The sequence below is a fragment of the Actinopolymorpha cephalotaxi genome (assembly GCF_013408535.1).
Lineage (GTDB): Bacteria > Actinomycetota > Actinomycetes > Propionibacteriales > Actinopolymorphaceae > Actinopolymorpha > Actinopolymorpha cephalotaxi.
The window spans coordinates 5,730,848-5,744,047 of record NZ_JACBZA010000001.1; the positions used below are offsets into that span (position 1 = coordinate 5,730,848).

Genomic DNA, 13,200 nt, shown 5'->3' on the forward strand with positions numbered 1-13,200 from the left:
CTGGTGTCACCCCCGCGGGCGGACGGCCGGGATCCGACCTGTCAGCCTTGAGTGCAACCGGCTCAATAGTGCCGACCTAGCGCGCTTCAGTCAACAGAGGTGAGTCAGGTCGGCTCAAGTTCAGGGTCGCCTCAGGGTCTCCTCCGGGTAGGCCGGGGCGGCGAGGCCGCAGCTCAGGGCGACTGCCGGGACGCCTGCCCGCCGGCGCCCGACTCGAACCCCGGCCCGCGGTCGCCGTCGCGGCGGCAGCGGGCGGGCATGCGAGAGGGCCCCGAGATCACCGGTGGTGATCTCGGGGCCCTCTCGGTTTCGTACCGTGGTGACTACGAGTGGCTACTCCTGCAGGCTGCTCCGCCGACGCGGCGGCTCACCTGGCTCGGCCACCCGAGGTCGGTCATGCGCAGGTGTAGATCTTGAAGTTGTCCACCGTCATGATCGACGCGTCGCCGTCGCCCGCGACACCGCTGACCGTGATCCGGAACCGGACGTTCTTTCCGGTGAGGGTCAGCAGGTTGTACTTCGCCGAGGCCCAGCCGTGGGAGTCGTGCTGGGTCCACGGGCCACCGTTGACGGAGCCGGGCAGGTTGTTGGCGTTCTTCCACCCACTGCCGTCGTCGTACTCCAGCTTGGCGGTGGCACCAGCGGACGGCTGGTACAGGCCGAACAGCGTGGCGTAGTCGATCCGCAGCCAGCTACCGGCCGGGATCGTCTTCTTGGCGGACATCGCCGTGCTGGTCGTGACCGCGGGGTAGGGCCCGCTCGCCGGCTGGGTGAACAGCGCGAGCGCGTCCTTGCCGGTGTTGACATAGTCGAAGTCGTAGGCCGACTTCGTCAGGCCGGCGCCACCGGCCATCGACCAGTCCGACGGGGTGGCGTCGAAGGTCTGGACGTAGGACGACTTCACGTTGCCGGTGGTGCAGTACGGCGTGGCAACCGGGGCGGCGTTGGCCGGGTCCTTGTAGAGCTCGGTCGCGCGGACGGCCTTGTCGACCTGGGCGCAGTCGTCCTCGGTGATGTAGGTGCCCGTCTTGCCGATGTTCTTACGGCAGGACAGCGGCAGGACGTTGAACAGATCCTTGTAGTCCGTACCCGAGGTCATCAGGTTTTCGGCGGTCCAGTAGATCTTGAACGCCTTCGCCAGGCCGATACCACGGATGGTGTAGCCGTTGAAGGTGTCGCCCTGCGTCAGCAGGTAGGCGGTCTTGTTGCCCGGCCCGCTGTTGGTGTGCACACCGCCGCTGTCGCGGTACTGCTGGTCGGCGGTCCACAGCGAGGAGGTCAGCCGGTCAGGCTGGTCGTACTTGGTCGGGTCCTTCAGGCTGCGCAGCGGCGCGGGCAGGTCCGGCGACGCCGGGTGCTCGTCCTCACCGATCAGCCAGCCCTGGTCGCTGCCGGCCTTGCCGGGGTTGGCGGCCAGGTCGATCAGCTCGCCCATCGTGTCGGAGACCGACTCGTTGATCGCGCCCGACTGGTAGGCGTAGAAGAGCGCGGAGGTGTTCGAGGTCACGCCGTGGGTCAGCTCGTGGCCGGTCACGTCGAGGCCGGTCACGCCCTCGCCGTAGACCATCTGACCGATGCCGTCGCTCCAGAACGCGTTGGCCAGGGGGCAGCCCGGCTGCAGCTGGGAGAGGCAGGTACGGGTGGAGGCCCTCAGCGTGCCGCTGTCGCCGCCGATGAACGTGGAAACGTCCAGGCCGGCGTAGGAGGCGTACCACTTGGAGACCACGCCGAGGTTGTCGTAGACCTTGTCGACGTCGGCGATGCCGGACTTCGCACCACCCTCGCGGCGGGTGTACTTGTTGGTGGACCCGTCGCACTTGGCGCCGTCCAGGTCACCGGCGTCCTTGTTGTTCAGGTCGCAGATGTCGCGCTTGAGCGCCGCGTGGTTGTTGCTGACGGCCAGCGCGACGGTGTGGAAGCCGCTGTCGACGAAGACGGTGTAGTCGACGGCGTGGTCGGGGGTGTTGACCTGGAACTTCAGCGTCTCGCGGTTGACCGGCGCACCGGGCGCATCCAGCAGCGAGGGGTTGTAGATCCAGCGGCCCTCGCTCTTGACCTCGAGCTTGGCGGCGGACACTTCCGCCTTCTTGGCGACATACTCGCGCGCCACGACCCGGCTCGCGCCGGCGCTGAACAGCTTCTTCGGCGCCTGCACCGAACCCTTGGCGGTCTTGCCGAGCAGCGCCTCGAGGTTGTTCTGCTTGTCGAGAGACGCGACCAGCTCACCGGCGACGACGGGGATGCCGTTGATCTCCTGCTGCATCCGCACGACGTTGCCGCCGTCGACCTTCTGCGACCTGACGGTCTTCATCTGGGCGGCGTCGACACCGAGCTTGCCCGCGAAGTTCTGCAGGTGTGCCTTGGCCGCGGCCTTCGGAGACGCGGACGTCCCCTTCGGCAGCTTGATCGCCGACCCCTTGGCCGCGATGCCGGTGACGTCGCCGTCGGACCCCTCTAGAACCTTGATCGAGCTGTCCGCCTTCTTGGGCAAGAAGCTCGGGCCGGACATCGTGCCGGCATATGACGGTGCGGCGAGCGCCAGAGCGCTCCCACTGACGACCGTCGCCAGGGCGGCGATGCCGCCGACTGTGCGTCGGTACTTCACAAGTAACCCCCATTGGTCCGGAGCGTGACGTGACCTCGCGCGCCGAAGATCGCCGCGCAGACAGTGCCCGAGGAGCCTAGTGGCAAATCGGACGATTTGGATACCCAAGATCCCGTAAATCCCAGGTCCCCCCGAGATACCAGAAACCGGACATGACGACCCGGTCACCGTGCGCTAGATCGCGTCACTCGACGCGTTCGGGGAGTACGAAGCGGCGGGTACGAAACGGCCTCGGTACCAACCGTTTCCGGTTGGTACCGAGGCCGTCGTTCCCTCGGCTACGCGACAGGTGCGCCGCGGATCAGCCGCAGGTGTAGATCTTCAGGTTGTCGACCCACCAGTAGGAGGTGTCCGTCCCCACCTTGGAGTGGAAGCGGAACTGCACCGTCCTGCCCGACAGGCTGGACAGGTCGTACCGCGTTCCGCCGAAGCCGTTGGACGTACCCGCGAAGCTCTTCAGGCCGCCGAACTGAGCGGCCGGGGTGTCCTCACCGTTGACGTTGGGCAGAGCCGCCATCCCGTGCCAACCCGAGCCCGAGTTGTACTCGATCCTCGCTCCGTCGCCGTTCTCGATCAGGTAGGAGTGGTCGAAGCGAAGGTACGAACCCGCCGGGATCTTCACGCCCGCCTTCTGAGTCAGCGCAACGTTGTCGCCCGCATTGGTCCACGAGGTGGCGGAGTCCTTGCCGACGGTGGCGTAGGGCATGCCGACCTCGCTGGAGAGCACCCAGTTGCCCTGGAACGTCCAGCCACCGCTCTTGGACTCGAAGCCCTCGGTGTAGCTGGCCTTGGGCGACGTGCCGTTGGCGCAGTAGTCGACGTTCTTGGCGCTGCCGCGCACCGGGTCCTTGTACATCTCGGTGGCCCGAACCGCCTTGTCGACCTGCTGGCAGTCGTCCTCGGTGATGTAGGTGCCCACCTGGCCGATGTTCTTCCGGCAGGCCAGCGGCATGGTGTAGAAGACGTCCTTGTAGTCCGCGCCCGGGGCGAGGAGGTTCTGGGTCGTCCAGAGGACCTTCGCGGTCTTCGCCAGGCCCAGGCCACGGACGGTGTAGCCGTTGAAGGACGCGCCGTCGGCGAGCAGGTAGACCGACTTGTTGAAGACCCCGCTGTTGTAGTGGACGCCGCCGTTGTCCTCGAAGTTGACGTCGTCGTACCACATGCCGGAGGTCATCTTGTCCGGCTGGTCGTAGGCGTTGGGGTTCTTCATGTCCCGGATCACGCCCAGGGACGAGCCCTCTGCGATCTTCCAGCGGTTGGCCGCGGTGTCGTCGGCGCTTCCGTTGGTGAGGTCGACGATCTCACCCCACGCATCCGACAGGCCCTCGTTGATCGCACCGGACTGGTAGAGGTACGCCAGGGCGGCGGTGCGCTCGGTGACGCCGTGGGTCAGTTCGTGCCCCGTCACGTCGTCGGTGGTCACGCCCTCGCCGAAGACCATCTGCTGGCCGTCCCAGTAGGCGTTGGCGAACGGGCAGCCGTTGGGGTCGGAGGTGCAGACGCGCACCGTGGCCCGCAGCGCCTTGCCCTTGCCGTCGCCGTAGTCGATGCCGATGAGCTTCGTCAGGTCGAGGTTGACGTAGCTCGCGTAGCGGACCGAGGTGTCCTTGAAGAAGTCGTAGACCTTGTTGACGTCGGCCACGCCGGACGGGCCCTGGCCCTCCACCCGCGCGTAGGGGTTGGCGTCGCCGTCGCACGTGGTGTCCGCGTCGACCCGGCGCTTGGCGTCGCAGACCACGCGGTTGAGCGCGCGCTCGGTGAGCGAGTAGGCCAGTGCGGCCTTGCCGGTGGAGGCGTCGACGAGGACGCGGTACTGCAGGGCGCGCCGGGCGTCGCCGACGACGTAGGTGTAGACCGGCTGGACGCCCTTGGCCCCGGGCACGCCGAGGATGGAGCCGTCGTACCAGTTACGCCCCTCGGACCGGACCTTCAGGCCCGCGGTCGAGCCGAGCTTCTCCCGGGTCGCGACGACCTTCCTGGCAACACCGGCGAACTTGTTCGCCTGGAGCTTTCCGACGCTCGGGAACGAACGGGTGGGCTTGCCACCGGTCTCGCCCGCGATGAACTGCAGGTTGTTGGACTGGTCCAGTGCGACGACCAGCTGGCCGGCGAACACCGGGACGCCGTCGACGGATCGGTCGAAGCGGACCGCGGAGCCGTTGGCGAGCTTCGTCGACGAGGCCGCCGTCAGCTGCGAGCTGCTGACGCCGAACGCCTTGGCGTAGGTGGACAGGTGCGCCTTCGCGGCCGTCTCCGGCTTGGCGTCGGCGGCCACGCCCCTGGGGCGGGCAATGGTGCCGCCCTTGGGTTCGATGACGCGTACGGACCCGTCGTTGCCGCGCTGCGACACGACTGCGTCCGGGGTGGTGGTGCGAGCGAACGCGGGACTCGTACTCGAGCCCGCGCTGGCCGGCACGGCCATGGCAACCAGCGCCGAACCGCTGACAGCGGTGGCGAGGGCTGCAAGACCGCCGACCAGGCGACGCGATCTCACGTGGGACCCCCCGAGGGTGTCGTCTGGGAAGAGAGAACTGACCGGAGCGTAAGGCAGATCGGGCGGGAGGAAGCGGAGGATCTGTGGAAAAAACCCCGCCATCGGGTCGAAATGCCGACGAGAGCGTACGAACACCCACGCACTGTAGCAGCGCGGGCACCGCGTGTGATCAACGGGCGGGCGAACTCCCGGTCTCACGCCAGGGCGGCGCGGATGGCGGCGTCCAGCCGGCCGGCGACGTCGTCCACCCGTCGGTGCCGGCCGCCGGCCACCACCTGCACGCCGCCGCCGACCACCGCGTGGACGTCGGCAGCCGTGGCGGCGAACACCACCGTCTGCGCGGCGTGGGCCGGGTCGGTCCCGGCGGTACGCACCGAGTCCAGCCGGACACTCACCAGGTCGGCCCGGGCACCGGCCTCGATCACCCCGGTGTCCGGGAAGCCGAGCGCGCGGTGGCCCGCCTCGGTGCACGCGGTGAGCAGGGCGGACGCCGGCCAGTGGCCGCGGCGGCCGGTGGCGAGCCGCTCACCCCACTCCAGCGCGCGGGCCTCGGCGAACAGGTCGACCACCGCGTGGCTGTCGCTGCCCAGGACGAGGGTGGCGCCGGCCCGGGCCAGCGCGCCCGCGGGGCCGAGTCCGTCGGCGAGGTCGCGTTCGGTCGTGGGACACAGGCACACGGTCGTCCCGGTCTCGGCGAGCAGCCCGACGCCGCCATCGTCCAGGTGCGTGGCGTGCACCGCCGTGGTCCGGGGGCCGAGGACGCCGCGCTCGAACAGCAGGCGTACCGGATCCATGCCGTACGCCGCGACGCAGTCGGTGTTCTCGCGGGGTTGCTCGGCGACGTGGACGTGCAGTGGCGCGGCCCGGGCGTGCGCCCACGCGGCCACGGTCGGCAACTGCTCGGCGGGTACGGCACGGACCGAGTGCACCGCGGCCCCGATCGTCACGTCGTCGGCGCCGGCGTACCTCTCGTGCAGGGCGTCCACGCGTCCGGCCCATCGTTCGGCGTCCCCGTCGCCGAAGCGTTCCTGCACACCGGTCAGCGGCGCGCCGATCCCGCCGGTGAGGTAGCACGCGTCGAGCAGGCAGATCCGGATGCCGGCGGTCCGGGCCGCGGCGACCAGCATGTCGGCCATCGCGTTCGGGTCGTCGTAGCGGCGCCCGCCCGGCCCGTGGTGCAGGTAGTGGAACTCACCGACGCAGGTGACCCCGGCCAGGGCCAGCTCGGCGTACACCGCGACGGCGAGGTCGTAGTAGCTGTCGGGATCCAGTCGCTCTGCGACCTCGTACATCCGGTCCCGCCAGGTCCAGAACGTGCCGGTGCCCGCGCCGCTGTTGCCACCGTCGCCGCCGGGCGGGTCCTGGGTTCGCCCGCGGAGCACACGGTGGAACGCGTGCGAGTGCACGTCGGCCAGGCCGGGGATGGTGAGGCCGGGCAGCTGTACGGCGGAGGCGGGCGGCCGCGGGACGTTCGTGCGGACGGCCTCGATGCGCGTCCCGGCCACCTCGACCAGCACGCCGGCCTCGACCCGGCCGGGCGGCAGCCAGGCGAGGGCGCACCAGTACGCGGTCGGCTCCGGGTTCATGGCGTGCGCCCGGTTCGGCTATCCGGCCAGCAGGTCGGTGAGGACCGCGGCCAGCGCGTCCACGCCGGCGAGGCAGTCGGCGGGTTCGGCGTACTCCTCCGGCGCGTGCGAGACGCCGGTGGGGTTGCGGACGAACAGCATCGCGGCCGGGATCCCGGCGGCGGCGAGGATGCCCGCGTCGTGCCCGGCCTGGGTGGACAGCACCGGCGGTGAACCGAGCCGGGCGGCCACCCGGTCGCGCAGGCGTACGTCGAACTCCACCCGCGGCGTCCACGACTCCGGGTGCACCTCCAGCCGGGTGCCGTCGCGCTGGGCGCGGTCGCCGGCCTGGCGGCGGATCTCCTCCACCAGGGCGTCCAGGCTCGCCTCGTCGGCGGCGCGGGCGTCCAGCCAGGCGCGGACGAGGGAAGGCACGGCGTTGGTGGCGTTCGGCTCGACCCGCACCCGGCCGAACGTCGTCCGGGCGTTGGTGAGCCGGGCCCGCTTGTTGGCGGCGAGCGCGGTCATGGCGTACGTCAGCATCGGGTCGTGCCGGTCGGCCATCGCGGTCGTCCCGGCATGATCGGCCCGCCCGCCGAACTCGAACCGCCAGCGGCCGTGCGGCCAGATGTCCCTCGCGACGGCGACGGGCGCGCCCAGGTCGGCGAGGGCCCTGCCCTGCTCGACGTGCAGCTCGACGAACGCCGACGGCGCGCGCAGCAGGCCGGGTGCGGGCCCGAGGTCGACGGGCACACCGGCCCGCTCCATCGCGTCGGTGAGCGGTACGCCGTCGGCGTCTCGCAGGCCACGCGCCCGGTCCGGCTCCAGCGCTCCGGTCAGCAGCCGCGAGCCCAGGCAGGGCACGCCGAACCGCGCGCCCTCCTCCTCGGCGAACACCGCGATGCCCAGCGGCCGGGTCGGCGCGCTCGCCCCGGCCCCGGCAGCAGCGCCACCGGCCCGGATCGCGTCCAGCGCGGCGAACGCCGAGACCACGCCGAGCGGCCCGTCGTACGCGCCGCCGTCGGGTACGGAGTCGAGGTGGCTGCCGGTGACGACGCCGCCGGTCACCCGCGCGGGATCCGGCCGCCACCACGCGACCAGGTTGCCGTTGCCGTCGGCCTCCACGGTGAGGTCACGGCGGCCGGCCTCGTCGCGGAACCACCGCTCGCACTCCTGGTGCGCCGGCGTCCACGAGTAGCGGCGGTACCCGCCGGTCCGGTCGTCCCGGCCGATCGGGGCGAGGGCCTTCCACAGCTGCTCGAAGTCGTTCCCGAACGAGCCACTCCCGGCCGCTGTCATGCCTGCACGGATCCTTCCACCGAACCTTCCGCCGACGCTTCCGCCGAACCTTCCGCCGGCCCTTCCCGCATGGGTGTGCGGACGCCGAGCCGGCGCGCGGTCTCCTCGGCTCGTTCGTACCCCGCGTCGACGTGCCGGATGACACCGGTGGCCGGGTCGTTTCCCAGCACCCGGGCGAGCTTACGGGCGGCGAGGGGCGTCCCGTCGGCGACGGTGACCTGGCCGGCGTGGATCGACCGGCCGATCCCGACGCCGCCGCCGTGGTGCAGGGAGACCCAGGCGGCGCCGGAGGCGACGTTCACCATCGCGTTCAGCAGCGGCCAGTCGGCGATCGCGTCCGAGCCGTCGGCCATCGCCTCGGTCTCGCGGTAGGGGGAGGCGACCGAGCCGGCGTCGAGGTGGTCGCGGCCGATCACGATCGGCGCCGAGACCTCTCCCGACGCGACCAGTTCGTTGAACCGCAGCCCGGCGCGGTCGCGTTCGCCGTAGCCGAGCCAGCAGATCCGCGCGGGCAGTCCCTGGAAGTGGACGCGTTCACCGGCCAACCGGATCCACCGGGCCAGCGGCTCGTTGTCCGGGAACAGCTCGAGCACCGCCCTGTCCGTACGCGCGATGTCGGCCGGGTCGCCGGACAGCGCCACCCAGCGAAACGGTCCCTTGCCCTCGCAGAACAGCGGCCGGATGTACGCCGGAACGAAACCGGGGAAGGCGAACGCCCGTGTCAACCCGCCCTTGCGGGCCTCGTCGCGGATGGAGTTGCCGTAGTCGAACACCTCCGCGCCGGCGTCCAGGAAGCCCACCATCGCCTCGACGTGGCGGGCCATCGACTCCCGTGCGCGCTCCACCAGCCCCGCGGGGTCACGCGCGCGCTCAGCGGCCCAGTCGTCGAAGCCCACCCCGAGCGGGAGGTACATCAACGGGTCGTGCGCGGAGGTCTGGTCGGTCACCACGTCGACCGGGGCGCTGCGGGCCAGCAGCGCGGGCACCACCTCGGCGGCGTTGCCGAGCACCCCGACCGAGAGCGGCCGCCGCGCCCGCACCGCCTCCTCGGCCAGCCGGAGCGCGTGGTCGAGGGAGTCCGCGCGGACGTCGAGGTAGCGGTGGTCGAGCCGGCGTCGGATCCGGCTGTCGTCGCACTCCACGCAGATCACCACGCCGCCGTTCATGGTCACCGCGAGCGGCTGGGCACCGCCCATCCCGCCGAGACCGGCGGTGACGGTGAGCGTCCCGGCCAGCGAGCCGGCCGCGTCCGGAGCGGTGACGCCGCGTTCGGCGAGCCGGGCCGCGACCGCGGCGAACGTCTCGTACGTGCCCTGCAGAATGCCCTGCGTACCGATGTAGATCCACGAGCCGGCGGTCATCTGGCCGTACATCGTGAGGCCGAGCGCCTCCAGCCGGCGGAACTCCTCCCACGTCGCCCAGTCCGGCACCAGGTGGGAGTTGGCGATCAGCACCCGCGGCGCCCACTCGTCGGTACGCAGCACCCCGACCGGCCGGCCCGACTGCACCAGCATCGTCTCGTCGTCGGCGAGCGTGGTGAGAGTACGGACGAGAGCGTCGAAGCTCGCCCAGTCGCGGGCGGCCCGGCCACTTCCGCCGTACACAACGAGGTCCTGCGGATGCTCGGCCACCTCCGGGTCGAGGTTGTTCTGCAGCATCCGCAGCGCCGCCTCCTGCGGCCAGCCGCGGGCGTGCAGCGTGGTGCCGCGCGGCGCCGTCACCGTGCGCGGGCCGCTGGCGTGTGAGTCGCCCGAGTGCGAGTCGACCGGCGGGTGGGTCATCCGGCACCTCCTGGCCGTGGTCGGTGCGGCTGGTCGCCGCCGCCCCCACCAGCCTCGTCCGGACCGCCGCCCTCCGCCAGTGCGCCGCGCTCGAGCACCGTGTCGGCGGCGGCCAGGGCCAGCCCGTCGGTGACCACGGCCACCGCGGCGTCGATCTCCCGGGACAGCTGCCGGTCCGGTCCGGGGCCGAAGACCCGCAGCCGCAGCTCGCGCAGCGCCGCCGCGGTCGCCGGTGCCGGCGCCAGCGGCACCCGCAGGTCCAGTCCCCGCGCGGCGGTCAGCAACTCGATCGCCAGCACCCGGGTGAGACCGTCCACCGACAACCGCAGCTTGCGCCCCGCCGACCAGCCCATCGACACGTGGTCCTCCTGCATCGCCGAGGACGGGATGGAGTCCACGCTGGCCGGCACGGCGAGCCGCTTCAGCTCGCTGACGATCGCCGCCGCGGTGTACTGCGCGATCATGTGGCCGGAGTCCAGGCCCGGGTCGTCGGCGAGGAACGCCGGCAGGCCGTGGTTGCGGGCGACGTCGAGGAACCGGTCGGTCCGGCGTTCGGACATGCTCGCCACGTCGGCGGCGACGATCGCGAGGAAGTCGAGCACGTACGCGAGCGGCGCGCCGTGGAAGTTTCCGTTGGACTCCACCCGCCCGTCCCGCAGCACCACCGGGTTGTCGATCGCCGCGGCGAGCTCGTACTCCGCCACCGTCCGCGCGTGCGCCAGCGTGTCCCGCGCCGCGCCGTTGACCTGTGGGGCACATCGCAGGGAGTACGCGTCCTGGACGCGGGTGTCGGCGGGGCCGGCGTGACTCGCCACGATCGCGGACCCGGCCAGCAGCGCCCGCATGTGGGCGGCCGCCGCGGTCGGGCCCGGATGCGGACGCAACGCCTGGAGTTCCGGCGCGAACACCCGGTCGGTGCCGAGCAGCGCCTCCACACTCATCGCGGCGGTGAGGTCCGCGGTCTGGATCAGCCGGTCCAGGTCGTGGCAGGCGAGGACGAGCATCCCGAGCATGCCGTCGGTGCCGTTGATGAGGGCGAGGCCCTCCTTCTCGGCCAGCACGACCGGGGCGATGCCGGCCGCCGCGAGGGCCTGGGCGGCGGGTTGCACCATGCCGGCCGCCTCCAGCCCGGAGCCGACTGCGGTACGGACCTCGCCCTCTCCGGTGAGGGCCAGCGCCACGTGTGCCAGCGGGGCCAGATCACCGGAGCATCCGAGACTGCCGTACTCCGGGACAACCGGCGTGATCCCGGCGTTCAGCAGCGCCTGCAACGCCTCCGCCGTCTCCGGCCGTACGCCGGTCCGGCCGGTGGCGAGGGTGGAAAGGCGCAGCAACATCATCGCCCGGACGACCTCGGTCTCCGTCTCCGGACCAGATCCGGCGGCGTGGGAACGGATCAGACTGCGCTGCAACCTGGCCCGGGACTCCCGCGGGATGTGCCGGGTGGCGAGTGCACCGAAACCGGTGGATATGCCGTACGCCGGCGAGGTCGACGAGCCGAGCCGCTCCACCGCCGCCCGCCCGGCGGCCAGCGCGGTCAGCGCCTCGGGGGCGAGAATCACCCGTGCGGCGTACCGCGCCACCGCGACGACGTCGGCCTCGGTGAGCGGGCCGGTGCCGACCTGGACGGTGTCGGCCTGGGCGAAGTCGACCATGCACCAATTCCACTGCGCGCGAGGCCGCTGTGCCAGCGTTGGCGGGAATCCCTTACGTGATAGCACGTGCACGCAGCGGTGCGGTGAACATTCGACGGCGACGACGGCAGCACCGGCAGGTCAGCCGGTGCCGTCAACCACCGACCACCGCCAACCACTGGCCACCGGCAGCCATCCACTTCCGGTGGCCAGTGGCTGCCGGTGGTCGATGGCTGCCGTCAGCCCCTGGCGGTACGAAGACCGTCGCCGGCGTACGTCAGCAGACGCTGTCGTCGCGGCGCGGGTTGGCGAGCCCGAACGCGGCGCGGCCGCGCAGGCCGACCCACGTACCGGCGAGCGCGCACAGCCCCCACACCCACCCGTGCAGGCTGCCGGACGCGATACCGGCGAGGTACGCGCCGATGTTGCAGCCGCCGGCCAGCCGGGCACCCACGCCCATCAGGATTCCGCCGAGCACGGCGGCGATCGCCGTACCCGCCGGGATGCGGCGGTGCAGCGTCCACGCGCCACCGGCGGCCGCGGCCACCGCGGCGCCGAGCATGATGCCGATGTCTGTCAAGCTCGTCTTGTCAGTGAGGATCGGGCCGGCGAGCGACTGCGCCTGCTTGGGTTCCTGCCAGTACGCCCAGGTCTCCGGGTGGAAACCGACCGCCTGCAGCGCCTTCGAACCCCACAGGGTGAACGCGCTGGTCACGCCCCAGGCACCGCCGGACACCACCAGGACGGCGGCGCCGAGCACCGCGAGGACGACCGCGCCGACCCACAGCGGCCACGAGCCGCGAACCGCCCGCAGTACGCCGCGACTGGTCGGCACCGGTGCGACCGGCGGCGGCACCCGGCGGGCCTGCACCACACGCGTCACCGCGACGACCACGAGCAGCGCGAGGATCGTGATCGCCCACGACCCCAGCCAGCCGACGTGGTCGGCGAGGACGTACGGCGGGAGGGCCGGCAGAGTGTCGACGACCGGGTAGGCCCAGGCGTAGAGGACCGAGCCGACGATGAAGCCGCCGAGGGTGAGCACGATCGTGGACTGGCCGGAGCCGACCGCGAACAACGTCCCGGACGCGCAGGCGCCGCCGATCTGCATGCCGGCACCGAAGAGGAACGAGCCGACCAGCAGGCCGACGCCCAGCGGGCCGGCACTCGGTGCGGGAACGCTGCCGAACAGGCCGGTACCAGTGCCGATGACCAGCGCGAACAACGTCGCGGTGGTGCCGAGCAGCAGCGCGTGCGCACGCAGGCCCGCGCCGTTGCCAACCGCGACCAGCTGCCGCCACGCGGAGGTGAAGCCGAACCTGGAGTGGAACAGCGCGACACCGAGCCCGGCGCCGAGCAGGAGCAGCACCCCGGGTTTCGCGCCGTACGACACCCAGACGTAGGCGGCCAGCGCGATCGTGGCGAGGGTGGCGATCACCAGCGGCACCCGGGAGACGCGGCCGAGTGGTGCGGCCTGCGGGGTGGGCGCGGACGTGGCGCCGGTCAGGAAGCGCGCCGGCCCGGAGGCGGTCCTGGACAGGACTCCGGTGCCGGTGGACGCGGATGTGGAGGGGGAGGTGGTGCCGCTGGACATGGGCGCACTCTCTGCTGAGGGGAAGTTCAGGATTTCGGCGCCGCTCGCGCGATGCGAGCGAGGGTTCAGCGGCAGAGCTCGTCGTCGACGAGGACGAGCTCGGTGGCGAACAGGGCCAGGCAGAGCTGGCCGGCCGGGTTACGCATGGCGGCCACGATAAGCCGCATTCGTCGCGTTCGCCGAACGGCCGTCTCGATCAGCGGACACCGAACTCGGAATGTGGACGAT

7 protein-coding genes are annotated in these 13,200 nt (G+C 71.6%); all 7 read right to left on the minus strand.

The window, feature by feature from the left end:
* Positions 1-394: 394 nt before the first annotated feature.
* On the minus strand, positions 395-2,605 hold the full coding sequence (locus FHR37_RS25480) for a M4 family metallopeptidase (protein WP_092890199.1): 2,211 nt from the start codon (positions 2,603-2,605) through the stop codon (positions 395-397).
* 301 nt (positions 2,606-2,906) lie between these two features.
* Positions 2,907-5,099, minus strand: coding sequence for a M4 family metallopeptidase (locus FHR37_RS25485; RefSeq protein WP_175542839.1), 2,193 nt, complete (start codon positions 5,097-5,099; stop codon positions 2,907-2,909).
* Positions 5,100-5,293: 194 nt separating this feature from the next.
* Positions 5,294-6,685: a formimidoylglutamate deiminase gene (locus tag FHR37_RS25490; RefSeq protein ID WP_092890205.1), complete on the minus strand. Its 1,392-nt coding sequence runs from the start codon at positions 6,683-6,685 to the stop codon at positions 5,294-5,296.
* 18 nt (positions 6,686-6,703) lie between these two features.
* On the minus strand, positions 6,704-7,963 hold the full coding sequence (locus FHR37_RS25495) for an allantoate amidohydrolase (protein WP_092890208.1): 1,260 nt from the start codon (positions 7,961-7,963) through the stop codon (positions 6,704-6,706).
* Complete coding sequence (gene hutU / locus FHR37_RS25500; RefSeq protein WP_092890211.1) at positions 7,960-9,744, minus strand: urocanate hydratase; 1,785 nt, start codon at positions 9,742-9,744, stop codon at positions 7,960-7,962. The genes FHR37_RS25495 and hutU overlap by 4 nt, the downstream gene beginning before the upstream one ends.
* A complete protein-coding gene (gene hutH / locus FHR37_RS25505) occupies positions 9,741-11,399 on the minus strand; it encodes a histidine ammonia-lyase (protein ID WP_092890214.1) in 1,659 nt (552 codons plus the stop codon). The genes hutU and hutH overlap by 4 nt, the downstream gene beginning before the upstream one ends.
* Positions 11,400-11,655: 256 nt before the next feature.
* A complete protein-coding gene (locus tag FHR37_RS25510) occupies positions 11,656-12,972 on the minus strand; it encodes a YeeE/YedE family protein (RefSeq protein WP_092890217.1) in 1,317 nt (438 codons plus the stop codon).
* Positions 12,973-13,200: the final 228 nt, after the last annotated feature.